Here is a 26027-nt window from a genome sequence, read left to right on the forward strand (position 1 = left end):
ACTGGTAAGGATTTAGTATGAGTATTCGTATTCACCCAATCAAAGCGTTCAATGACAACTACATTTGGATATTAATTAATGAGAGTAACAAGCAAGCCATTGTCATTGATCCAGGTCAAGCGGCACCAGTCGTTGCTTACTTAGAAGAAAGTGAGTTAGAGCTGACCTCAATTTGGACGACTCATCATCATTATGATCATATCGGCGGCGTCGCAGAGTTACAAGAGTCTTATCCGATGACGCATTTGGTCGCGCATACTGAGCATAATGTCGATGAAGATCAGACCATAAAAGATGGGAGTACGGTAAGTGCGTGGGGTTGCTCTGTGCAAGTGTGGGATGTGTCCGGTCATACCGCCAGCCACGTGGCTTATATATTAGATATCGATGGCAGTAAGCACTGCTTTTGTGGTGACACCTTATTTAGTGCTGGTTGCGGACGGGTTTTTACTGGGACAATTGAGCAGTTGCATGACAGCTTTGAGCGTCTAAATGGACTGCCAGCTGACACGCTGCTGTATCCTGCGCATGAATATACTGCAAGTAATCTACGTTTTGGGTTGTCGATTGAGCCTGATAATGAGGCGATGCAGCAAGCCCTGGCACAAGCTGAAGATATAACGGCACAAGGTATTCCGACATTGCCGGTTACTCTAGAGCACGAGCGTGCGATAAATGTGTTTTTGCGCACACAAGAGGCAAGTGTGATAGCAGGGGTGAAATCTGAAATGAATATTGAGGATGAAAAGTCTTTGACTATATTTGCCGCATTACGTGAACTTAAAAATAACTTCTAGATTCTAATCGATAATTTGCTCAGTATTAGAAGTTTATTTGTCTATTGCCATATTACTTACTGTTAGGAAGCCGTCATTATGGGTCGTTATATCCTAAAAAGGTTATTGCTGATATTACCGACGCTATTTTTGATATTGCTGGCAAACTTCGTCATTGTACAAGCAGCGCCTGGTGGTCCTGTTGAGCAGCAACTCGCCATGATTGAGCAAGGCGCAAAAGACAATGCCTTGGGCGGTAATCTTGGTGCAGGTAGTGCCGGTAATAATAGTACCTATCAAGGGACTCGCGGCTTATCAGAGGAGATGGTGGCAGCAATTAATGCGCAATACGGCTTTGATAAATCTGCGCCTGAGCGCTTTTGGCTGATGCTAAAAAATTATGGCCAGCTGGATTTTGGGGAGTCGTTTTTTAAAGGGCAATCAGTGACAGACTTGATTGTTGAAAAGCTACCCGTATCAATCTCGCTTGGACTATGGAGTACGCTGCTGATTTATATGATAGCGATTCCACTTGGTGTCTATAAAGCCATGCATCATGGTTCAGGGATTGATAAAGTCACTGCCATGCTACTTGCTATCGGGCATGCAATACCGGTCTTTGTATTTGCTGTTATTTTGCTCGTGTTTTTTGCTGGTGGCAGCTACTGGAATATTTTTCCGCTGCAAGGGTTAACCTCCGAGAATTTTGATCAGTTAAGTGTCATTGGTAAAGTGAAAGACTACTTTTGGCATCTGGCGTTGCCGCTATTGGCAAGTACGGTTGGCGGTTTTGCTGGCCTAACCTATCTGACCAAGTTTAGCTTTTTAGAGGAGCTCGGCAAGCAATATGTGCTTACCGCTCGTGCCAAAGGCTTGGGTGAGCGTCAAGTCTTGTACGGACATGTGTTTCGTAATGCCATGCTGATTATTATCGCGGGTATTCCAGCGGCTATCGTGGGAATTTTCTTTGCGGGTAATTTCTTAATTGAGATTATCTTTAAGCTTGATGGTTTAGGATTGTTAGGTTTCGAAGCCATTCAGCAGCGCGATTATCCAGTGATATTTGGCACCTTATTTATTTTTACTCTAGTAGGATTGTTATTACAATTAATCAGTGATTTAAGTTATCACTTAATTGATCCCCGTATCGACTTTGAAGGGCGCTAATGTCAAATCATCCATTACCTTCAACGCACTCAAGCGCATCTGCTATTTCTATAGAAAAAAAACGTCGCCTAAACCCTATCTGGCAGGCGCGACTTAATCGCTTTCGTCAAAATCGTCTTGGTGTCATATCGCTGTTTGTTTTTGCGCTGATATTTGTTATTTGTATGGCAGCCAATGTGATTGCCAATGACAAGCCGCTGCTGGTGCAGTATCAAGGTGATTATTACTTTCCAGTATTAAAGGCCTATCCCGAAACGACTTTTGGTGGTGTGTTTGAGACCGAAGCCAATTACAAAGATCCTGCGGTGCAGACTTTGATTAATGATCAGGGGTCTTACGTGATGCCGCCTATTCCCTTTGCGGATCAGACGCCAAACGTTGAGCTGGGCATGCCATATCCGGCCCCACCCAATAGTCAGAATTGGCTTGGTACTGATGATATGGGTCGTGATGTGCTGGCGCGGATACTGTATGGCATGCGAGTGTCATTATTATTTGGTTTGGCATTGACGCTAGTGGGTGCATTGATTGGTGTTATCGTTGGTGCGATACAAGGCTATTACGGTGGTTGGGTAGATTTAGTAGGGCAGCGCTTCATGGAAGTATGGGGCGGGATGCCGCAGCTATTTATGATTATTATTTTAGTCAGCTTATTTAGCCCTAGTATCACCATGCTATTTGCCATGATGCTGCTATTCGGTTGGATGGGTTTGGTCGGTTTGGTGCGAGCAGAGTTTTTGCGCGCACGTAACTTTGATTATGTCCGTGCCGCCCGTAATCTTGGGGTGTCAGACAGTCAGATTATGCTAAGGCATATCTTGCCCAATGCGTTAGCGTCGAGCTTGTCGCAGCTGCCATTTATTTTAACGGCTAATATTGTTGCGTTAACAGCGTTAGACTTCTTGGGTTATGGCTTACCGCCTGGGTCGCCGTCACTCGGCGAGCTGATGGTCCAAGGAAAAAACAATCTTGATGCCCCCTGGTTGGCTTTATCTGGATTCTTTAGCTTAACCTTTATTTTATCATTGCTCATCTTCGTGGGCGAAGCGCTGCGTGATGCCTTTGATCCGAGGCGCTCTTAATATGACAACTGCCAATATGACAACTGCCAATATGACAACTGATACTGAGCAAAAAAATCTTTTAGGCGACAATCATAGCAATATACCAAATAAGCTCATGCTGACAGTGGATAAGCTTAGCATTGCCACCACTGCGGGTACTGCTTTAGTCGATAAGCTAACGTATGAGCTCAGGCAAGGACAAACCCTAGCCATCGTTGGTGAGTCAGGCTCTGGTAAATCGATCGCCAGTCTTGCGCTATTAGGCTTGCTACCAGACAGCTTGACCGTTACGGGTGAGGTGGATTTAGCAGATGCAACAGCAATGACTTCACTACCGATAGCCAATGATAAGGCACGTAATGCAGCTCTACGTGCTGTGCGTGGGCAGCGCATCGGCATGGTGTTCCAAGAGCCAATGACGGCGCTCAATCCATTGCATACGGTTGCCAAGCAAATTGCTGAATCACTACGTCTAAGCGGAGTACCCAAGAAACAATGGCGCGAAAAAAGTATCGCCTTGTTAAATGATGTCAATATCACTGATCCTGCTGATAAGCTGAATCGCTATCCACATGAGTTATCGGGTGGTCAGCGTCAGCGGGTGATGATTGCGATGGCATTAGCGCAGCAGCCTGACATCTTAATCGCTGATGAGCCGACCACCGCGCTTGATGTGACCTTGCAACATGAAATTCTCGCTCTATTAGATGATCTTAAACGTCAACATAATATGGCGATGATATTGATTAGCCATGACCTCAATCTGGTCAGGCGCTACAGTGATGAAGTGATCGTCATGCACCAAGGACGGACGATTGAGCAAGGGCAAACTGCAGTGGTGTTTGGTCAGCCTAAAGCAGAATATACTCGCTCGCTTATCAAACAAGACTTTGGACCAGCCTTAGATTTATTTGATGCTAAAAGTCAGCAATCAACCGTATTGAAAGTAAATAACCTACAAGTACAGTTCCCGATTGAAAAAAGTCTATTTGGCCGTACCAAACGTTGGTTCGAGGCAGTAAAAGATGTCGGTATGACGCTACAGAAAGGGCAGGCATTAGGCATCGTTGGTGAGTCAGGCTCTGGGAAAACAACGATTGCGCTCGCGTTAAGTCAATTACTCAGCAATCAAGCGCGTATCAGTGGTCAAATAATGGTCAATGAACAAGATATGGCGGCGTTATCAAAACGTGAGCTGCGCACCTTCCGTTCGCAAATTCAGATGGTTTTTCAAGATCCATTTGCCAGTATTAACCCTCGTATGACCGTATTGCAGATAGTTGAAGAAGGGTTATTAGTGCAGGGCGTTGATAAGGCAACACGTCAGGAGGCGGTAATGGAGAGTCTCGCTACTGTACATTTACCATTGGCGTTTGCGCAGCGTTATCCGCATGAGCTATCGGGCGGTCAGCGTCAGCGGGTGGCCCTTGCGCGCGCCCTTATTATGCAGCCAAGTCTCTTAATATTGGATGAGCCGACGTCTGCGCTTGATAGCACCACACAAGTGACTGTAGTTAGCTTACTACGTGAGATTCAGGAGAAATTGCAAATCAGCTACGTGTTTATCAGTCATGATTTAAAAGTAGTACGTGCTTTATGTCAGCATATTATGGTGCTAAAAGACGGCAAGTGCATAGAGTCTGGACGTACCGAAGATATTTTCAATACGCCACAGCATCCGTATGCGAAGCAGTTATTTCAGGCGAGTATGATATAGCCTAAGTAAATAGAGTTATTTAAACAGTATTTTAGTCGGTTAGTTAAAACGGTCATTATTGCCATTAAAAATATCATTAAAAAAGGATTTTTGTGCCCATGAAAAAACAAAACAGTATTGCTAAATTAGTAAGTAGCAAATTAGTCAGTAGCAATGGATTACAGTATACTGGCTATTTAGCTGTTGCCAAGACACGCGCCAAAGTACTAAAAGCCTTCGCTTATATTATTCCGATTAGAAGACCGATGTTATTCGTCGGCGAGAGCTCTTGTGATGAGCTATGCGATATGCTCATTAATGAAGGTAGCACCAATGTCTTTATCGTGACTGATGGAGTGCTAAATAAGCTCGGCATACCAGCCAAAGTCACTGATTATCTAGATAGTAAAAATATCAGCTATAAAGTCTATGACGGTATTACACCAGACCCTACTTTTAAAGTGGTTGAAGAAGGACTACGCATATCCGTTGATGCTAAATGCGATTCAATTATTGCAATCGGCGGTGGGTCGGTCATTGATGCAGCTAAAATGATAGCCATGTCACAAGGCAACAATTGCAAGCCGCAGCAGCTTATCGGCATTCTTAAAGCAAGAAAGCCTTCTGTACCGTTGTACTGTGTGCCTACAACTGCTGGTACTGGTTCGGAAGCGACACTTGGTGCGGTTGTATCAGACGATAAAACTCATCAAAAAGCCCTATCTATCGATCCAAGAATGGTGCCATTAGCAGCGGCTATTGACCCAGTTATCATGAAAGGTATGCCGGCTCATATCACAGCGGATACGGGTATCGATGTGTTGACACATGCCCTAGAAGCTTGGATGAGTGCCAATGCTAGCGTAGAGACTGATTATTATGCTGCCTCTGCGGTTAAGTCAGTTATGCAGAATCTGCCAATAGTATACGAAGACGGCGGCAATCTCAAAGCCAGAGAAGCAATGGGTATTGCGGCTCACTACGGCGGGATTGCCTTTAATAAAGCAGGCCTTGGTTATGTCCATGCCATCGCTCATCAGCTAGGGGCGTATTATAGTATTCCTCATGGTCGCGCCAATGCCATCGTGTTACCTTATGTACTTGATGTCAATCGTCAAGCGAGCAAAAAGAGATTGGCTGAGCTGGCTAGAAAAACGGGCATGGTAAAATCTGGTCAAGCTAGCAGCAGTGATAGCGATATCGCCGATTATCTCATCGCCCAAGTACGTGAATTGATTGCAACCTTAAACATCGATCCAACAGTTAAAGGTATGAAAGCCAGTGATTTTGATAGTATTGCTAAAGCAGCGGCTAAAGAAGTCAGTGATACTTATGCGGTACCGACTTATCTGTCAGCGTCTGAAATAAAAGATATCTTATTGAAGATTAAGCAGGCAAGTGAAGATGCTGCTGGTACTGACGCTAAAAATGATAAAGTTGCATAGAGGATTTGAACTGACCCCCATTAATTGGATATGGTGTATATAAACAACACTTTAGGAATATTTCCGTGAGACCTAAAGGTTACGATAGTTACATGATATTACCCTTAGGAGCCTTTCATGACACACCGATTATTAGTGAATGATAAGTTACCAGCTAAAGTCGTGGGCATGGCAATAGTAGCGAGCAGTGCTTTTTATGTCGGTTGCGCCTCCACTGAAAATACGTCCACTGTAAAAGACATTGCCATCGACAATCCTTATGCGCTTACTGATCCAAATTTGGCAGTAGCGACTGTCGCTGGTGGCTGCTTTTGGTGTGTCGAGGCGGGTTATGAAAAGATTCCTGGCGTGGTAGAGGTCGTGTCAGGTTATACGGGTGGTAAATCTGAAAATCCAACTTATAGCACTGTATCAGCTGGTGGTACAGGGCATACTGAAGCGGCGCAAGTCTATTATGATCCGACCAAGATTACCTACAATGGTATCGTTCAAGCGCTATGGCGAATTGCTGATCCTACCGATGACAAGGGTCAGTTTGTAGATAGAGGTACGCAGTATCGCCCAGCTATTTTTTATAGTAGCGAGCAAGAAAAACAGATAGCCGAAGCTGCTAAGCAATCGCTGCAAGCCTCTGGTGTCTATAAAAAGCCAGTAGTGATTGAGATTATGCCCGTTAGCGAATTTTATCCAGCAGAAGAGTATCATCAGGACTATTACAAAAAAAATCCACTACGTTATAAGGCTTATACATTTAACTCTGGTCGCTACCAATTCATTGAAAGTGTCTATGGTAAAAAATATGAGCTAGATTTTAGCCAATTCAAACCGACGGCAACCAGTGCAAAGTCAGTAATGTCTAATATCTCGTCAGCTGCAGTAAAGCCGGCGACAGTTAAAGCAAGCACAGGCTTTGACCCAGATACATTTATAAAGCCGACACAAGCGGCGCTTAAAAAATCACTAAGTGACATTCAATATAATGTCACTCAGAAAGACAGTACTGAGCGCGCTTTTGATAACGAATACTGGGATAATAAAGAACCTGGGTTATATGTCGATGTGGTATCAGGTGAACCGTTGTACTCGTCTCGTGATCAATATAACTCTGGTACAGGCTGGCCGAGCTTTACCCGTCCACTGAATACTAGCTTGGTTGTGGAAAAGGCAGATCGAGGAATATTTGGCACCCGTACTGAAATTCGTAGTCGTTATGCAGACTCACATATCGGTCATGTATTTGACGATGGTCCGGCACCAACGGGTAAACGCTATTGTATGAACTCAGCGGCGATGCGCTTTATTCCGCTAGCGCAAATGGAAGCAGCAGGTTATGGTAAGTGGATTAATGACGTAAAATCAGGTAGCTAGGCATCGTTTGAGGACATTTAATGGATTTTCAACACGGTTCAATTATTGAACATCATGAGTAATTCCCATTAAAAAAGGATACCTAATTGGGTATCCTTTTTTAATTTAACGTTTTTAATTTAACGTTTTTAATTTAATGTTTTTAGTATATTAGAAAGCAGGTCTACGCTTTGGTACAGCATCTAAAAACTCATTGCGTGCTTGGTTATCATGTACATACTCACCTAGCATAGCCGTACTACGCGTAGTGGAGTGCTGCTTATTAACACCGCGCATCATCATACACATATGGGCCGCATCCATTACCACAGCTACACCGCGACAGCCAGTCACATCCATAATAGTTTGTGCCACTTGCTCACTCAAATTCTCTTGAATTTGCAAACGACGAGCGAACATATCGACGATACGAGCAAATTTAGACAGTCCTAATACTTGACCGTTTGGTAAGTAACCAATGTGCGCAACACCATGAAAAGGCAACATATGATGCTCACATAATGAATAAAATTCAATATTTTGTACTAAAACCAACTCGCGATTGGTCGATGGAAATACAGCGCCATTGACCACTTCATCTAAGCTTTGATGATATCCTTTGGTCAAATGCGCAAACGCTTTGGCGGCACGTGTTGGGGTGTCTTCAAGTCCTGGACGATGCAAGTCCTCACCCGTTGAGGCGATGAGCTGACGATAGGATTCGATGCTTTCTTGATAATCTGATGCTATTGTTGCGGTATTGCTCATAAGTTTGGCAGCCATCCAAAATGTGGGTGTAGCTTAACGCTAAATCCTTGGTTACAAACAACGGTTGTAAAGGATTTTTATAAAAATTGTGCAAGCTGGAAGGGCTGTGATTATACTTGAAATCTACTTAACTTCATACTGCTGTGGCTAGTAGTTAACCGTTTTATCAATATTAGATGGTATTATTAAGCGGGATCAGGCATTAATACAGTGTAAGCAAATACGGTTTACGACTGTTTACTTAAATCAATTCGTGTATAATAAGTCATCTTTCAATTTGTACTTTCACTCGCTATTTGTTAGCCAACTATTAAAAATAATCTATCATTTAAATCACCTAAATTGACTTAAAAGGAAATATTATGCTACTACAAGGACAGCGTTTTGTCGTCACCGGCATCGCCAGCAAGCTTTCTATCGCCTGGGCAATTGCTGAAGCACTACATCGCGAAGGTGCGTCGTTAATCCTGACTTATCCTAATGACAAAATCAAAAAACGTGTGGATATGGCAGCAGAAGCGTTTGAGGCTGACTTAGTCCTTGAGTGTGACGTGGCATCAGATGAGTCTATTGCTGCTTGTTTTGAGCAAGTAACTGCGCATTGGGGCGATGGCATTAATGGTGTGGTACATGCGATTGGATTTGCACCAATGGATCAGCTTGATGGTGATTTTGTCAATGCGACAACCCGTGAGGGCAGTCATATTGCGCATGATATCTCAAGCTATAGCTTTGTGGCATTGGCAAAAGCCTCGCGCGAGTTATTAGCCATGCGTCACGGCTCGATGCTGACGTTGACTTATGAGGGTAGTATTTCAGTATTGCCAAATTATAATGTTATGGGTATGGCAAAGGCGAGTCTTGAAGCCAGTGTTCGCTATCTTGCAACCTCTATGGGCGGTGAGGGCATTCGTGTCAATGCGATTTCGGCAGGTCCTATTCGTACACTTGCAGCAAGTGGTATCAAGTCATTCCGTAAAATGCTCGATATCAGTGAAAAGATTGCGCCACTTCAGCGCAATATCACTCAAGCTGAAGTTGGTAATGCCGCGCTATTTTTATTATCGCCATGGGCATCAGGCATCACCGGTGAGATTATGTTCGTTGACGCCGGTTTTAATACCGTTGCCATCAGCGAGCAGCTAATGATGCTTGATGAGACGAAATAGTTAAAAGGTGATTCTCAATCATTCATATTGAGAAATAAGGAAGGCAGCCAATCGGCTGTCTTTTTTGGTTATACTATGGGCTTTTTGCTGATGAGCCATTAGGCGGCGAATATGATAACCAGATTGCCAAGATGGATATTTTGGGGCGGAGCAGTACTGGCATTTAGTGCAGGCTGCGTTAATACGGCAGCCTTGATGGGATTTACCAATTTATCGGTCTCTCATGTCACGGGTAACGTCAGCCTATTTGCAGCAGCGATTGCGTATTTGGATGCTCGCAGTATTTTGTATATCGGCGCGCTGTTATTGTCTTTTTTGGCAGGGGCAATTTTGAGTGGCTTTGTCATCGGTCAGACGTCATTGAAGCTTGGTCGGCGTTATGGCAGTGCGCTTTATATGGAAGCGGCATTGTTATTGCTGAGCTATTGGTTATACCAGCAGCATGATTATTTAGGACAGCTTGCCGCCGCTATGGCATGCGGCTTACAAAACGCGATGGTTGCGACATATAGCGGGGCAGTTATTCGTACCACGCATTTAACAGGGCTAACTTCAGATATGGGCGCTGCCATCGGTAATTGGCTCGCTGGTCGGCGCATCAGTAAACCGACATTAGGGTTTCAGGCAATTATTTGGTACTGCTTTTGCGCTGGTAGTGCCGTAGGCGCTTTTTTATATGCCAGAGTGGGCTATGGCGCTTTGTTTTTGCCCATTACTATTGTTTTGAGCGCAGCGTTCGTATACAACTATGTGTCAGACAATCTACCAGAAAAAAGACAGCCAAGAAAAAAACGCCCATCAGTTTGATGAGCGCTTTTCATTTTTAAATCTTATGTTTAAAAGTGCTATCTAACAATCAGACGCTATTGTTTTTATTCAATCAAATCGACATAGATTACTTATCGTCTTCTTTATGGTCTTCGTGTTCATGCAACCCTTGCATCATATCTAACGCAGAATCGTCGGTGCGCTGCTGATCTTTTTTGGCCAATCCATCTTGGTTGATATCTTTTGGTGCCATTTTAGTCGTTGAGTCAGTTTTATTGTCATCTGCCATGAGGGGCTCCTATTTGTTTTTATTAACGTGTTATTCACCAACTAAGTATGTGATACAGCTTATGAGTTGTACAGGTAAAATATGAGCATATTTAGTGATGGTATGTAACTTTGTATCATCCCGACTCATGGTTCTTTAAAATAGATCTTAGATTTAAAAGTATATTTATATAGCCAATTAGTTTTAGATAAATGAGACGAAGACCATACTTTTGATAGGGTTATTCATAATGTCTATATTGATAATATTTCTGTTATGATGGCACCGTATTTTGGTAGCCACAATTATAAAGCTGTCATTAACTGCTGAAATACGTATTTATATTTATAATTTTTAACACTGTCTTTGGGCACAATAAGGGCATTTATATGTCAGAGAAAAAACTAGATAGCCATCTTCCTAACGATGGCAACGAGTATTTATTTACGGATACCTTTCCGAAAGGTACAGGTAAAGGATTGATGGTTGTCGCCATGGCGGCGGTTATCAGTCTGTTTATATATAATGTATTGCCGTACGATATTAGTGCCAATAAAGGCCTCGCCATGTTGTTCTTTATCGGCGTGTTATGGTTAACCGAAGCGATACATGTGACGATTACAGCGATATTGGTGGTTGTCATAGGAGCGCTGATCGGTTTACCGGATTTCGATGCTAAAATCGGCTTACAAAGCTTTGCCAACCCAATAATTTATTTATTCTTTGGTGGTTTTGCGCTAGCGGCAGCGCTGCATATGCAGCAATTAGACAGAAAGATTGCGCTCAAGATTCTATCAATGTCAGGTGGCAATCTTAGAAATGCGGTATTCTTAATATTTGGGGTAACCGCATTTTTATCGATGTGGATATCGAACACGGCTACTGCAGCGATGATGCTACCACTGGCGCTTGGTATTCTAACGCAGGTTGACCGCGAAAAAGACCGTGGTACTTTTGTATTCGTTCTATTAGGTATTGCTTATTCTGCCAGCCTTGGTGGTTTGGGTACGATTGTTGGTTCGCCACCCAATGCTATTGCTGCCAAAGCGCTTGATATCGCGTTTGTCGATTGGATGAAGTTTGGTATTCCAATGATGTTAGTGCTGTTGCCATTACTGCTCGGTGCAATGTATTGGTTCCTTAAGCCTAACCTTAATCGTCAAGTAACGCTTAACGAAGATGAGCCTATTGCATGGAATAAGCCACGTGTGCTAACGATTATTGTCTTTATCGTAACAGCGCTGAGCTGGATACTCTCGAAACAAATTGGTGAAGCACTTAATATTGATGATGTTGATTCTATTGTGGCGCTGTTAGCGGCATCAGCGGTGGTCAGCTTAGGTTTGGTGTCATGGAAGCAAGTTTCTGATAACACCGACTGGGGCGTACTCATGTTGTTCGGTGGTGGTATTGCGCTATCAACGGTTTTAAAAGTTTCAGGAGCATCTTTGGTTCTTGGTCAAGCAGTTGCTAATGGACTGTCCTCTGCACCGCTTATCGTAGTGGTACTTGCAGTCTCGGCATTCATTATATTCTTGACAGAATTTGCTTCTAATACTGCTTCTGCAGCCTTGTTAGTCCCTGTATTTGCTGCCATTGCTGAGCAAATGGGTCTGCCACCTGCAATATTAGTAATGATTATCGGTATCGGTGCTTCTTGTGCGTTTATGCTACCGGTTGCCACTCCACCAAACGCTATTGTCTTTGGTACAGGTCTTATTAAGCAGACAGAGATGATACGTGTTGGTCTTATACTTAATGTTATTGCTACATTTGTACTAGGTTTGTGGGCATATTTTTTCTTGCTATAACTTATTAGTCAAGAGAGTTATAACCGAAAAAACCCAATGTTTAAGTGACTCTTGAACATTGGGTTTTTCATTTAAGAGTAACAATAGTGTCTGTATGCTTGCTATCATTAGTCTACTAGCGACTCAAAGCAGATTGAAATGACTATTAGCTGACTAGGTTTATCTAAGAGGTATAGTCGGTGAAAAGTAATATCGATACAACAGGTATTGCTGGTGTAAATTTTTTGCAGCCTCTGTCTGCGTAGGCACAGCAAGCAAGAAAAATTTGCACCAGCAATACGGTAGCGACTTTAAAGTATTTCAACTATAGATATAGACGATATATATAACGTAAACGATTTATCAGTAGTAACGCCAGTCTAGACCATATACGAGTCACTTGAATCGCCGCTCAATTATCCCCATAATCTAACCACTTCCAAACAATAAATAGCCTAAGTAAATATGCCTGATATTCTAAGAGATAATCAAGAAAGCAACCAACATGTACAAGCTGAAAATTTGAACGTTAATGTAAACACTAAACAGCAAGAGAATACAAAACCTCAAAACGCTGTTTCTTTTGAGAGGTTACCTGTGCTTGCAAAAGATGAGTATCATCTCAGTCGCCTTGAGCGTGAGCTGGCACGTGCGAAATCGTCTAAAAAGCCGGCTGCTAATCAAAATACCAATACAGATGACAAACACGACGCTAAAAATAGCAATGATTTGGATAAAAAACGCGCTCAATATGAACAGTTAAAAACCCGCTCACAACAAGCGGTGCAAGCGCGTATAGATAGTATGCCAAACAAATTGGCAGAGAAACTGAATCTAGATTTACCCGTTAGTCAACGTGCTGATGATTTAATCCAGGCCATTATAGATAATCAAGTGATTATTGTCGCTGGCGAGACAGGCTCAGGTAAAACGACCCAACTGCCTAAATTAGCAATGCTAGCAGGGCGTGGTATACGTGGGCAGATAGGACATACACAGCCACGAAGATTGGCAGCTCGAAGTGTCGCTAACCGAATTGCGGAAGAGTTGGGTGAGCAATTGGGGAATACTGTCAGCTTTAAGATTCGCTTTAATGAGCAGGGCACGGCACAATCAGTCGTTAAGCTCATGACTGATGGTATCTTGTTGGCTGAATTGGGTCATGATCGTTTTTTGAGTAAATACGATACTATTATTATCGATGAAGCACATGAGCGTAGCTTAAACATCGACTTTATTATGGGTTATCTTAAAAAATTGCTGCCCAAGCGCCCTGATTTAAAAGTTATTATTACTTCTGCAACGCTTGATACCAAACGCTTTAGTGAATACTTTAGCCGCTATGACAATAAGCTGAAGCGTAACATACCGGCGCCTATCTTCAATGTTGAAGGACGAAGCTTCCCTGTCGAAGTGCGTTATCGTCCCTTGACAGATGAGCCGGTAACCAGCTCGGATGATGACAGCTATGACGATTTTGAAGAGAACCTGCCGCGTGCGGTCGTTGCTGCTGTAGAGGAATGCTTTAGCGATGCACAAAATAAAGGTCATGCTGACCAAGCAGATATTTTGATATTTGCGGCGACTGAAGCTGAGATACGTGAGCTACAAGAGGTGCTTGAGCGTCATGGACCTAAGCATACCGAAGTACTGCCATTGTTTGCACGTCAGACTTATGAAGAACAGCAGCGTATCTTTCAGCCTTCAGGTCGCGGTCGGCGCATTGTTATTGCCACCAACGTCGCCGAAACGGCATTGACCGTACCCGGTATTCGTTATGTGATTGATTTGGGTTTTGCGCGTATTTCACGCTATTCGTATCGCTCACGTGTACAGCGCCTGCCGATTGAGGCAATATCGCAAGCAGCCGCTAATCAGCGTAAAGGTCGTTGTGGTCGTGTTGCGCCGGGCGTTTGTATTCGCTTATATAGTGATGAAGATTTTACTGGTCGTCTAGAATTTACAGAACCTGAGATTTTACGCACCAATTTAGCCTCAGTTATTTTGCAGATGGCAAATCTGCGCCTAGGTAGCGTTGATGACTTTGAATTTATTGAGCCGCCTGATAGTCGTTTAGTTACCGATGGGCATAAACTGCTAAATGAGCTTGGCGCGATTGTCGAAAAAGATGAGCAAGCGGTTAGCAATGTAAGCAATAAGTCAAAACGACAAGGTCTCGATCATTTAAAATTGACTCGTATCGGGCAACAGATGGCACGTATGCCAATCGATCCAAGGCTGGCGCGTATGCTAGTCGCTGGCTCCGACTTTGACTGTATCCGTGAAATGCTGATTGTGGTTGCCGCGCTTGCGGTGCAAGACCCACGCGAGCGTCCGGCGAATAAGCGCACTCAAGCCGATCAAAAGCATGCAGAATTCCGCCAAGATGACTCCGACTTCTTATTTTATTTAAGTTTATGGAAAGCGCTGTTTGAAAAAGACGAGGACGGTAATAAGTTGTCTGGCAATCAGCGAAAACAGTTTACTAAGAAAAACTATCTTAGCTTTCCGCGGGTACGTGAGTGGCAGCAGACCCATCGCCAGCTGGTGCAAATGGTTACCGAGCTTAAACTGAATGATGATGCTATTAATCCCAAATCTAATACTGAAAATGCTGAATTAGCCAATAGTGATCCAACGGGCGTCGATGATGAAGCGTTAAAAGCGGTTAAATATGCCAATTTGCATAGAGCTTTATTGACAGGCTTATTGTCCATTATCGCCCATAAAACTGAAAATCGTGGCGAATATTTAGCAGCTCGTCAGCAAAAAGCCAAAATATTCCCAGCCAGTACGGTATTTAAGCAAATACCGCCGTGGGTCATGGCGTTTGAGATGGTCGAAACCTCACAAGTATTTATGCGCACTGTTGCCAAGATTGAGCCAGAATGGATTATCTCGGCTGCCGGTAACTTATTAAAATATCACTACTTCGAGCCGCATTGGTCGAAAAAAACCGGTCGCGTCAAAGCTTATGCTCAGATTAGTCTATTCGGTCTTATTATTATCAGTAAGCAGCTGACCAACTATGAGCAAGTCAATTTAAGTGAGTCGCGCGAGATATTTATTCGAGATGGTCTGGTTACTGGAAATTTAGGTAGACAAGCACCATTCTTACAGCACAATATGGATAAAATTGCTGACATTGAACGCATTGAGGATAAATTACGCCGCCGTGATTTATTGGTCGATGAAGAATCCTTGTATCAGTTTTATGATAAAAAAATTCCTGAGCATATTGCAAGCCGTAAAACGTTTGAAGACTGGCGTGTTGAGGTTGAAAGAACCGATACTCAATACCTGTTCTTTACCGATGAGGACGTGCTTAATAGCCAAGCACCGACTACAGGCGATTTTCCAGAAATATGGAAGCTTGGCGATTTAAAACTGCCATTACGCTATATCTTTGATCCAGCAAGCGATGACGATGGGGTGACCATCCGTGTGCCGCTTGTCGCGCTACCGCAGCTTGACGCGATTGAGCTATTATGGGGCGTACCGGGCTGGCGTTTTGAGCTGGTCCTGCAATTATTGAAATCATTACCAAAAGACATTCGTCGTCAGATTGTACCTATTCCTGATACTGCCGATAGTTTGTTTGATGAGTTGCAGCCTGCGGGTGGACAGGGATTATTAAAACAGCTTTGCCAAGCACTTAACCGCCGTGGCATTATGTCGGTCACCCCAGAGCATTTTAATCCGTCTAGTATTGATCGTTATTTGCAGCCGCAAATCTGCGTGGTTGATGATAAGAACCGTATCATTGAAAAAGGTCGCGATCTACAAACATTGCAGATTCGCCATGCCTCTCAGACTCGCCAAGCGGTGAATGAGCAGCAAGGCGCGCATACAGAATTTCCTGAACACTTCGCCTTTAGTAAAAACCATCATAGCGCAGGCGTGGTCATGAAACAGTTCGCCGCTTTGGTCACTGACGAGGCAGGTGAAGCAGTATCTATCCATCAATATACCGATGTCAACGCAGCATTGCAGGCGCACCGTATTGGGGTCTTAACCTTAATCAAAAGCAAACTTGGGTCAAAGAAAAAACAGCTGACTAGTCAAGTCGATAACATATTCAAACTGGCATTTGCGCCCCTTGGTGATATGGAAAAGCTGAAAACCATCATCATTGATGCGACTCTAGATGCAGCGCTTGAAGAGCATTATGTATTGTTTGATCATACGGCAGACATACCTGAAAGTGCGGATGATATTGCGGTTGGGCTCAGCGAGGAGTTGCCATTTACTCCTGAAGAATACAGCCAAACGCTCGATGTGGTGCTAAGTAACTTCTTGCTGATCGGTCAAACGATCATAAAAACGCTCAAAAACGTCTATACCCGCTGGCAGCGTATCCGCCAAAGCCTGCTGATGCTTGATCGAGAGATATTTGGTGAGTCTATCGAAGATATTGAGGATCAGTTAGGAGATTTACATTTGGCTGATTTTGTTTATCGCATGGATTACAGCCACTGGCAACAGTATCCACGCTATCTGGAGGCGCTAGAGATTCGTATCGACCGCCTTGAGCACAATATCGAAGCTGACCTAGATGGTGTCTATGCACTCGATTTGCATATGGAGCGACTGGCAGGACGTGCTAATGATAAAGCCATCAGCGATTACCGCTGGATGGTCGAGGAGTATCGCATTCAACTGTTTGCTCAGCCGATGAAAACCCGTATGGCGGTATCACCCAAGCGTCTTAGTAAGATATGGGATAAAATGAGCTAGCAAAGGTAAGCACTTCAATAACCGTTCGCAAACTTTTATGGTCATGCTTTTAGTTACCATTTGCTAAAAGCATGACACTATTGCCTGTATTATCAAAAAGATTATTCAACCGCTTATATGGATATCTTAGACATTATCATGACACTGGCTGCTAAGCTCATACCTTACAAGCCTTTCCAGAAGTAATACTTATCGAAGAAGTCGCCGTGACGCATTGGCTTTTTGTCGATGCTTTTATCAATAATGGACTTCTCTGTATTTATGAGTACTGATCATCAAGCGTTGGTATGCCCAGCGTGTGCTACTAGCTATGGATATTTGTTCAGCGGCGCTGATGGCGGGCGGCGGTATCGCAGCCACACTAAGTCCAGTTAGCGCTTGTAAGGTCTCAGCACACAGCTCTGAATAACCAGCAGGCGCATTTAAGCCAGTACCGATAGCCGTACCGCCCATATTAATCTCGTGAAAGAGTGCACGAGTTGACTCAATACGCGCCATCTCTTTTTTGACCATTGTTGCGAAAGCATTAAACTTTTGACCTGCTGTCATCGGTACCGTATCTTGTAGATGGGTGCGACCCGTTTTTAATTGGTCGGCAAATTCGATGCTCTTATTGACTAGGCTTTGATGCAGCATTGCCATCTTATCTAACAGACGTGTACAGTAGTCGTCTAATGCGACATTTAACGCTGTTGGATTGGTGTCATTGGTCGACTGTGAAAGGTTGACATGGTTATTTGGATGCACATGCTGATATCGCCCTTTTTCATAGCCCAATATCTCTAAAGCACGATTGGCAATGACAGCGGCTTTTTTAACAGTAGCAAAGGCACGGATAAAGGTAGAGAACTGATGTAAGCGTACACCGCTGACGGTGAAATTTTCAGAGGCACGTAAGGTTTAGATGCCGTAGTAAGCGTCAGACGGAACATCGCGATGACCGAGTAAGTCATATTCTTGGCGAGTAGTGGTTGTCATTCAATAAAGGCCCTGATAAAAACGTCCATCACCTGTGATATTTATAAAAACCCTGTTATCACTATTGCGATGTCGCATCAAATGAGCATTATAGACAACATTTCAGCATAAGCGCCTTATATTGTGATTAATATGGCTGTTTATTTAAAATAAAGACCAATACTGAGCTCAAAATGACAGCACTTACTACTATAAAAGTTAAAGTCATTGGTTCGGACAAAATCACTACGCCCAGTAATGCTGCAAGCACAGGTACACAAAGCTGTATAACGGCCGCCTGCGTATTTTTTAATAAAGGCATTGCCATATACCAGATGCTGTAGCCTATACCAGAGGTAACTGCCCCTGATGCACACGCCAACCATATCCCCTCCATGGTGATACTGTCTAAATGAATGAGTTGCACATCCATAATGTTTTGATATATAAAACCAGTGAATAATAATATCGGTATCGCTACCAGACTTCTGATGAAATTAAAGCCTGTGGCTCGCAGCGGTGAGAGACAGATTTTGCCACGTATGCTATAGATACCCCATGCTACACCGCTGATTGCCATTAGCATGGCAGCGAGTAATGAAGGCATCGCCGCCGACGGTAGCATCAAATAGACAAACCCTGCGATAGCGACAACAAAGGCAATCCATTGCAAATGACTCAATGTCTCCTTTTTATAAATACCCCAACCAATCATGGTGAGCTGAACCGCTGAAAATAAAATCAGCGCCCCAGTGCCAGTCTCAAGCTCGACATAAGCAACTGAGAAGCACAGCGCATAAATCACTAAGCTTATGCTGCTCAGCCAACTACCTTTTTCGCTTAATAGTCTGTTATCAAAGGGTTGACCAATCTTTGATGCTCGATGTCGTAAGTAGTACGCCTGAGATGCCATGATAATACCCAAGCAAACAGCCGCGCTTGATAGGCGGATGATAGTAAATCTCCAAGCATCTATGTCACCCTCTGCTAAAGCCATCCTACAAAATAGAGAGTTTGCTGCAAATGCTATGAACGCAATCAGAGTATAAAGCGTGACTTTCAAAAATAATTCCTACAATCAGTAAGTGAGATTTTTCATAAAATAGAACAGCTTTAAATACCGTGGTAACCCGGTAATCCCCCCAACCCATTCAACATTTCCACCATTGACACTCCAAAATAGGGAATAAGTTTGATATTTCTTAATAGAGATTTAGACCATCAAAATGCAGACCAATTATTTATACAAATAACGTGAGTAAGCAAGGCGGATTATAGCGCCGCTGCCGCAAAATGAAGCCAATCTTTACTTATTCTTGGCAAGAAGCCAGTTATTTGTAACAAAGTATTAGAAATATAATAATATTCAGGCATAATAAAGGCACTTATTTTAAGTTTACAGTCATTCACCCAAAATCAGATGACTGTTGTTTTACTTCACCTTATGCTTATTTCAAGCCCTATAGTAGTAGACAAGGAAGCGCATCATGACGACTTGTATCACAGGCACAGGCCTGTATATCCCTCCTTTTAGCATCAGTAATGAAGAACTAGTAGAGTCCTTTAACCAGTATGTTGAAAATTATAATGCAAAGCACGCGGCTGACATTGAAGCAGGAACCGTTACTGAACTTCAGCCTTCATCAGCGGCTTTTATCGAAAAAGTATCTGGTATTCAATCACGCTATGTGATGGAAAAAGACGGCATCTTAAACCCTGAAATCATGGCACCTGTTATCGCTTATCGTAACTTGGGCGAAGAGCTGTCTATCATGGCAGAAATGGGTGTGGCTGCGTTAAATGACGCCTTAGCTGATGCTGGACTTGAGGCCAATGACTTAGATGGTATCATCCTTGCTTGCTCAAACTTTCAGCGTACTTATCCAGCCGTCTCTATCGAGATTCAAAATGCGATCGGTATGGTGGGCGGCTTTGCCTATGATATGAATGTGGCTTGTAGTGCAGCGACTTTTGGTCTATCACAAGCACATGGTTCTATCGCATCAGGTCTTGCTAAGCGCGTCGCTGTGGTCAACGTTGAAATTACTTCAGCTCACCTAAACTGGCGTAACCGTGACAGTCACTTTATATTTGGTGATGTTGCAACCGCTTGTATCGTCGAAGAACTCGATACGCCAAAAGGCTACGAGATACTGAATGCTAAGCTATTTACTCAGTTTTCGACCAACATCAAAAATGAATACGGGTTTATGGATCGCTCAGAGTTTTTGGCAGCGCAGACCGATATGTATCCTGATCTTAAAGAGCCAGTAACCGATAAATTATTCTTGCAAAATGGTCGTAAGGTCTTCCGTGAAGTCTGTCCAAAAGTGTCAGAAGTTATCACTGAGCATCTACAAGAGAATAATATCCCAACCTCTGATGTAAAAATGATGTGGCTACATCAAGCCAATGCCAATATGCTAGATTTAATCTTGCGTACGGTCATCGGTAAAGAAGCAGACAAAGCTATTGTGCCAAGTGTCATTGCTGAATTCGCCAATACCAGCTCAGCCAGCCCAATGATTGTCTTCCATCGCTATAAAGATGGCCTTGCCTCAGGTGATTTGGGTGTTATTTGCTCGTTTGGTGCCGGTTACTCTATTGGGTCGGTAATCGTCCGCAAGGTCTAATTTTTAAATCTTAATCTTGATCTCTCATCCTTATCTAAATAGCCAAGAATATTCTTGGCTATTTTTTTTACTCAAATTTTAAGCAAAGCTTATGCTGTATTCAAATTATAGTAGGTGAACAGTAATATCGATACAACAGGTACTACTGGTGCAAATTTTTCTTGCTGGCTGTGCCTACGCAGACAGAGGCTGCAAAAAATTTACACCAGCAATACGGTAGCGACTTTAAAGTATTTCAACTATATTAGAAAAAAGCGTCGATATTGTGGAGCTAGCAGAAAAGTTTATCCATATATTGACAAGATTGCTGAGAGGTTTTAATTTAAGCGCAAAAATTTGCTATAATCACGGTCTTATTTCAATTATTCAATTAAAAGTCCTTTTATGAAAGAATCCTTACGCCTGCGTTTAGACCAGATGGTAGACCGTTATGAAGAGGTCACTGCCTTATTATCAGACCCGAGTGTCATCAATGATAACAATAAATTCCGTGAGCTGTCCGTTGAGCATAGTGACTTGATGGATATCACCACTTTATGGCAGAACTATGTTGGTGCAGAAACGGATCAGGCTGATGCAGAAGCTATGCTAAAAGAAGCTTCAGATCCTGACATGAAAGAGATGATGCAAGAAGAGATTGACAGTGCTCGCGATACTATTGTAGAGATGGAAGAAGCACTTAATGTCATGATGCTGCCAAAAGACCCTAATGATAAAGTACCAGCATTTTTGGAGATTCGTGCAGGGACAGGTGGTGATGAAGCGGCAATTTTCTCTGGTGATTTGTTCCGTATGTATCAAAAGTATGCGCAAGCTCAAGGCTGGACCTTAGAGGTTTTGTCAGCCAATGAAGGTGAACATGGGGGTTACAAAGAAATCATTACCCGTGTGTCTGGTAATAGCGTCTATGGTCGCCTAAAGTTTGAGTCTGGCGTGCATCGTGTGCAGCGTGTCCCAGATACTGAAAGCCAAGGTCGCGTGCATACGTCAGCCTGTACCGTCGCTGTTATGCCTGAAGTTGAGATTGATGACACGGTTAATTTGAACCCAGCCGACATTCGTTTTGATACGTTCCGCTCAAGCGGTGCCGGTGGTCAGCACGTGAATACCACTGACTCAGCCGTACGTTTGACGCACATTCCAACCGGTACCGTGGTAGAGTGTCAACAAGAACGCAGTCAGCATAAAAACCGTGCGCAAGCCATGAAAATGCTGATTTCTAAAATTCAGCAAGTCAAAGTTCAAGCACAGGTAGATGCAGCTGATACGATACGTCGCGACTTGGTTGGTAGCGGTGATCGCTCAGAGCGTATCCGCACCTATAATTTCCCGCAAGGCCGTATGACTGATCATCGTATTAACCTGACCTTATATAAGCTTGATTCGATTATGGAAGGTGACTTGGATGAAATCCTTGATGCGTTGTTACGTGAGCACCAAGCGGACTTGATGGCAAGTGTTGGTGGTGCTTAATAAGAGATTCATAAGCCTATAAAATAAGAGGCGTACACAATGCAACTGATAACTAAACCTTCGCTAGTATGATCGTTTAACAAAATCGCGCTGACTATTGTTGCGATGTTGATGGCGTTTTGGTTATCTGCTGGTAGCGTCACGTCTTCATCAACGACAGCTGCCTTATCTGGGCTTCTTATTTTAAGCCTTTATTTTAAATTTCTAATGTTCGTTTATTCCTTTAATTATCTAATAATTTTGAGAGTGTTATGTCAAAGCCCAACAATCAAAATCAGCAAAATAACCAAGAGCAAATCCCAGAAGACGCCAACGAACTGATTGCTCAGCTTCAAGCCAAGCTGGAGGATATCGTTGCTTCAGGCAAACAACCGTATCCGAATACGTTTAAACGTACGGATTATGCGCAAGACTTGCAGACGGCTTTTGAGGGTATCTCAAAACAAGAAATTGCTGATAATGATGCTAAAGGCGAAAAAACACAGGTGAATGTCGCCGGTCGCGTCATGCTCAACCGTGGTGCATTTATTGTCATCCAAGACATGACAGGTCGTATCCAATTATATGTGGCACGCAAAGAGCTAGATGAAGAGACGTTAGCCGACATCAAATCGCTAGATTTGGGTGATATCGTTGGCGTATCAGGTTACATCGGTCGCTCTGGTAAAGGTGATTTGTACGTACATATCGAAGAGATGCAATTATTGACCAAAGCATTACGCCCAATGCCAAATAAGTTTCATGGTTTAGCAGATGTGGAAGCCCGCTATCGCAACCGTCATCTTGATTTGATGACCAATGAGACGACCCGTGATACTTTTATGGTACGCAGCCAAGTCATCAGCGGTATTCGCAAATTTATGTTGAATGAGCGTTTTATGGAAGTGGAAACGCCTATGATGCATCCCATTCCAGGTGGTGCGGTGGCGCGTCCGTTTGTGACTCATCATAATGCGTTAGACATGCCATTATATCTGCGTATTGCTCCTGAGCTTTATCTTAAACGCTTAGTCGTTGGTGGCTTTGAGAAAGTATTTGAGATTAACCGCAGCTTCCGTAATGAGGGCGTGTCAACCCGTCATAATCCTGAATTTACCATGATTGAGTTTTATCAGGCGTATGCTGATTATCATGATTTGATGGATTTGACTGAGCGCTTATTTAACGAATTGGCGACAGATATCTTGGGTACCACTGAGATTACCTATCAAGAAGAAGATATCAGCCTAAAAGCGCCTTTCGAGCGTCTATCTATGTCTAATGCGATTGCCAAATATGCCGAAAACTTCGATATGGCACGTATCAATGATCGTGATTATCTCGCAGAGTACGCATCGACAACGCTTAAGCAGCAGGTAAAAGATGTCTTTGGTGTGGGTAAATTGCAGACCATTATCTTTGAAGAAACCGCTGAGCATCAATTACGTCAGCCAACATTCATCACTGAATACCCTGCTGAAACCTCACCACTAGCACGCCGCAGTGATGACAATCCTGAGATTACTGACCGCTTCGAGCTGTTTGTTGGTGGTCGTGAATTGGCGAATGGCTTTAGTGAGCTGAATGATCCTGCGGATCAGGCTGAGCGTTTCCTTGGTCAAGTGGCTGAAAAAGACGCTGGCGATGATGAAGCGATGCACTTTGATGCAGAATATATCGAGGCATTGTCTTATGGCTTACCGCCGACTGCTGGTGAAGGTATTGGTATTGATCGCTTGGTAATGCTATTGACAGACTCTGCCAGTATTCGTGATGTGATTTTATTCCCACATATGCGCCGTAAGCTTGAGGGTTAAAGATATAGTTGAAATACTTTAAAGTCGCTACCGTATTGCTGGTGTAAATTTTTTGCAGCCTCTGTCTGCGTAGGCACAGCAAGCAAGAAAAATTTGCACCAGCAGTACGTATTGTATCTATATTACTTTTCACCGACTATAGTTCGCTTGCCATAAGCCCATGCTAGTACTAAATCGCTGATTTGATGCTTTACTTATATACTTACGACCCACATTGGCATTCATTATGACGCAGCAATATCAAGTTTTAGCCCGCAAATACCGACCCAAAAACTTTCACGAGTTGATCGGGCAAACGCATGTCTCACAGGCACTGATTAATGCGATTGATTATAATCGTCTACATCATGCTTATCTATTTACAGGTACGCGCGGAGTCGGTAAGACGACCATTGCCCGTATTTTGTCTAAGTGTTTAAACTGTGATACGGGTATTACCAGTACCCCATGCGGCGTGTGTGATAATTGCGTAGCGATTGATCAAGGGCGTTTTATTGATCTGATTGAGATTGATGCGGCTTCTCGCACCAAAGTTGAAGACACGCGCGAGCTACTTGATAATGTGCCGTATGCGCCAAGCCAAGGTCGCTATAAAGTGTACCTGATTGATGAGGTGCATATGCTGTCGACACACAGTTTTAATGCGCTTCTTAAGACTTTGGAAGAGCCGCCTGAGCATGTCAAGTTCCTATTAGCAACTACTGATCCTCAAAAGCTGCCGATTACTATTATCTCTCGCTGTTTACAGTTTGTATTGCGTCCTTTATCGCAGAGTTTACTCAGTGAGCATTTAGCCAATGTCTTAACCCAAGAACAAGTAGGCTATACGCAGCCTGCACTTTGGCAATTGGCCAGTGCGGCAAAAGGTTCGGTACGTGATGCCTTATCGTTGACTGACCAAGCCATTGCTTTTGGTCAAGGTGCGCTTGATGATGTGACCGTTAATTCGATGCTTGGCTTGATTGATGCGGCCGATTTAGTCAGCTTAATTACAGATATTTATCATCATGATAAACCTGCTGTTGCTGCTCATATTGAGCAGATGCGTGCGCAAATGGTCGATGCATCTAGTATGTTTGATGGACTCGCTGAGCTATTGCATCAGTTGGCATTGTGTCAGCTGCTGCCCGAAGTCGCTCTCAACGTAAATGAAGCGCAAGCACAGCATATTAATCAGCTTGCCCAGCATATGAGCCCTGACGTATTACAGCTTTATTATGAAATCGTGGTACAAGCACGTGAAGGCGTCAAGCTTGCCAGTACGCCTATGCAAGCGCTTGAGATGTGTATTTTACGTCTTTTGGCTTTTCGTCCTTTGCCGGTTGATGAGATACTAGTCAAGGTACCTGATAGTACGGTAACGGCTATAGAGCATTATAGTCCCACCATCTCTAGCACTACATCAGCCACCACTACTGAGCCAGTGCCATCGTCATTAGAATCACAAGCCCAAGCCGATAATATCATTTATGACAATGCTGATATCAGTGTCAGTGAGAAAAACAGGGTTGGGGCTGATAATATTGTTAATCAAAATGAGCAATATCACTCAAATGACCCTGCTAGTGAATCAAGCCAGTACAATGATTATAGCGTTCATAACAGTTTAGAGTTATCTAGCAATCAGCTTGAACCCGTTGTTGAACCCGTTATAAATGATTCTCAATTATTTAGTCAGCCTGAAGACCCTCGTGCGCTTCTACGTTGTCCGCCGCAAGAATTGATAGGTGAGTGGACAGCAGAAAAATGGGACTATTGGCTGCAAACTGCTCGTGAAGCCGGTAGTTTAGCTCAAGATGAATTGGCGCTTGCGCGTCAGGGTATGATGACAGGCAGTTGTAATGCCGAAGCCGTCTTTGTCACAGCAGTCGATAGTAAGCATTTGCAGGCAACGTTTGAGCAGCTAGCGACAAAGATGCAGCTACAGTTTCCTGCTGCTGCCATCAGTTTACGAATTGATAGCAGTATTATGCAAGCCGATGATAAAACCCCAGAGCGTCGTCAACAAAAACGTCTCGTCCAAGCCAAAACAGTAGCAGAGTCAAGATTGTTTAATACACCAGTGATGCAATATTTAACCGAGCGCGGCGAAGGCAAAATGGGCAAAGTTCAGTTATATTAAACAGTCGTAAATTTATTGATTGGTTATTTATAAAAAGTAACCCTTTATTAA

At 43.4% G+C, this 26027-nt stretch carries 18 protein-coding genes; 14 read left to right on the forward strand and 4 right to left on the reverse strand.

The genetic code is table 11. The features are described from left to right. The first annotated feature begins 17 nt into the window (after positions 1-17). The 6 genes from gloB to msrA all read left to right on the forward strand — a co-directional run bounded on the left by gloB (position 18) and on the right by msrA (position 7516). Entirely contained in the window at positions 18-797 is a 780-nt protein-coding gene (gene gloB, locus PSYC_RS05425) for a hydroxyacylglutathione hydrolase (RefSeq protein WP_011280313.1), read from the forward strand. Between the two features lie 78 nt (positions 798-875). Further along, entirely contained in the window at positions 876-1943 is a 1068-nt protein-coding gene (yejB, locus tag PSYC_RS05430) for a microcin C ABC transporter permease YejB (protein WP_011280314.1), read from the forward strand. After that, positions 1943-3025, forward strand: a complete 1083-nt coding sequence (locus PSYC_RS05435; protein WP_011280315.1) for an ABC transporter permease — start codon at positions 1943-1945, stop codon at positions 3023-3025. Before yejB ends, PSYC_RS05435 begins: the two co-directional genes overlap by 1 nt. Before the next feature lies 1 nt (position 3026). Continuing rightward, on the forward strand, positions 3027-4724 hold the full coding sequence (locus tag PSYC_RS05440) for an ABC transporter ATP-binding protein (protein ID WP_011280316.1): 1698 nt from the start codon (positions 3027-3029) through the stop codon (positions 4722-4724). A gap of 98 nt (positions 4725-4822) precedes the next feature. Continuing rightward, the gene (locus PSYC_RS05445; RefSeq protein ID WP_011280317.1) at positions 4823-6148 is read left to right on the forward strand and encodes an iron-containing alcohol dehydrogenase; all 1326 of its coding nucleotides are present in this window, start codon (positions 4823-4825) and stop codon (positions 6146-6148) included. A 117-nt stretch (positions 6149-6265) separates the two neighbouring features. Next, positions 6266-7516: a peptide-methionine (S)-S-oxide reductase MsrA gene (msrA, locus tag PSYC_RS05450; protein WP_011280318.1), complete on the forward strand. Its 1251-nt coding sequence runs from the start codon at positions 6266-6268 to the stop codon at positions 7514-7516. 150 nt (positions 7517-7666) lie between these two features. Here msrA and folE read toward each other — a convergent pair whose 3' ends face one another. Beyond that, positions 7667-8263 carry a GTP cyclohydrolase I FolE gene (gene folE, locus PSYC_RS05455; RefSeq protein WP_187147116.1) on the reverse strand — a complete coding sequence of 199 codons (597 nt, stop codon included), beginning with the start codon at positions 8261-8263 and terminating at the stop codon, positions 7667-7669. Between the two features lie 362 nt (positions 8264-8625). Here folE and PSYC_RS05460 point away from each other — a divergent pair, with 362 nt between their 5' ends. Together PSYC_RS05460 and PSYC_RS05465 are read left to right on the forward strand one after the other, a co-directional pair. Further along, on the forward strand, positions 8626-9432 hold the full coding sequence (locus PSYC_RS05460) for an enoyl-ACP reductase FabI (RefSeq protein WP_011280320.1): 807 nt from the start codon (positions 8626-8628) through the stop codon (positions 9430-9432). 111 nt (positions 9433-9543) lie between these two features. Further along, entirely contained in the window at positions 9544-10239 is a 696-nt protein-coding gene (locus PSYC_RS05465) for a YoaK family protein (RefSeq protein ID WP_011280321.1), read from the forward strand. Positions 10240-10327: 88 nt separating this feature from the next. Here the strand turns inward: PSYC_RS05465 and PSYC_RS11665 are convergent, their stop codons facing one another. Then, positions 10328-10489 (reverse strand): hypothetical protein, encoded by a 162-nt coding sequence (locus PSYC_RS11665; protein ID WP_011280322.1) that lies wholly within the window; start codon positions 10487-10489, stop codon positions 10328-10330. A gap of 368 nt (positions 10490-10857) precedes the next feature. On the opposite strand from PSYC_RS11665, the gene PSYC_RS05470 reads away from it, so the two are divergent. Beyond that, entirely contained in the window at positions 10858-12279 is a 1422-nt protein-coding gene (locus PSYC_RS05470; protein WP_011280323.1) for an SLC13 family permease, read from the forward strand. Positions 12280-12723: 444 nt separating this feature from the next. Continuing rightward, the gene (gene hrpA / locus PSYC_RS05475; RefSeq protein ID WP_011280324.1) at positions 12724-16995 is read left to right on the forward strand and encodes an ATP-dependent RNA helicase HrpA; all 4272 of its coding nucleotides are present in this window, start codon (positions 12724-12726) and stop codon (positions 16993-16995) included. A 237-nt stretch (positions 16996-17232) separates the two neighbouring features. Here hrpA and PSYC_RS11930 read toward each other — a convergent pair whose 3' ends face one another. Both PSYC_RS11930 and PSYC_RS05485 read right to left on the reverse strand, forming a co-directional pair. After that, entirely contained in the window at positions 17233-17742 is a 510-nt protein-coding gene (locus tag PSYC_RS11930; RefSeq protein WP_264622166.1) for a lyase family protein, read from the reverse strand. A gap of 358 nt (positions 17743-18100) precedes the next feature. Continuing rightward, on the reverse strand, positions 18101-18865 hold the full coding sequence (locus PSYC_RS05485) for a DMT family transporter (RefSeq protein ID WP_011280325.1): 765 nt from the start codon (positions 18863-18865) through the stop codon (positions 18101-18103). 574 nt (positions 18866-19439) lie between these two features. Here PSYC_RS05485 and PSYC_RS05490 point away from each other — a divergent pair. From PSYC_RS05490 to dnaX, 4 genes are all read left to right on the forward strand, one after another. Beyond that, the gene (locus PSYC_RS05490; RefSeq protein ID WP_011280326.1) at positions 19440-20585 is read left to right on the forward strand and encodes a beta-ketoacyl-ACP synthase III; all 1146 of its coding nucleotides are present in this window, start codon (positions 19440-19442) and stop codon (positions 20583-20585) included. Positions 20586-20969: 384 nt separating this feature from the next. Continuing rightward, positions 20970-22058 (forward strand): peptide chain release factor 1, encoded by a 1089-nt coding sequence (gene prfA, locus PSYC_RS05495; protein ID WP_011280327.1) that lies wholly within the window; start codon positions 20970-20972, stop codon positions 22056-22058. Between the two features lie 251 nt (positions 22059-22309). After that, the gene (gene lysS / locus PSYC_RS05500; protein ID WP_011280328.1) at positions 22310-23854 is read left to right on the forward strand and encodes a lysine--tRNA ligase; all 1545 of its coding nucleotides are present in this window, start codon (positions 22310-22312) and stop codon (positions 23852-23854) included. A gap of 226 nt (positions 23855-24080) precedes the next feature. Beyond that, positions 24081-25976 carry a DNA polymerase III subunit gamma/tau gene (gene dnaX, locus PSYC_RS05505; protein ID WP_011280329.1) on the forward strand — a complete coding sequence of 632 codons (1896 nt, stop codon included), beginning with the start codon at positions 24081-24083 and terminating at the stop codon, positions 25974-25976. Positions 25977-26027: the final 51 nt, after the last annotated feature.

Source organism: Psychrobacter arcticus 273-4, from assembly GCF_000012305.1.
GTDB lineage: Bacteria > Pseudomonadota > Gammaproteobacteria > Pseudomonadales > Moraxellaceae > Psychrobacter > Psychrobacter arcticus.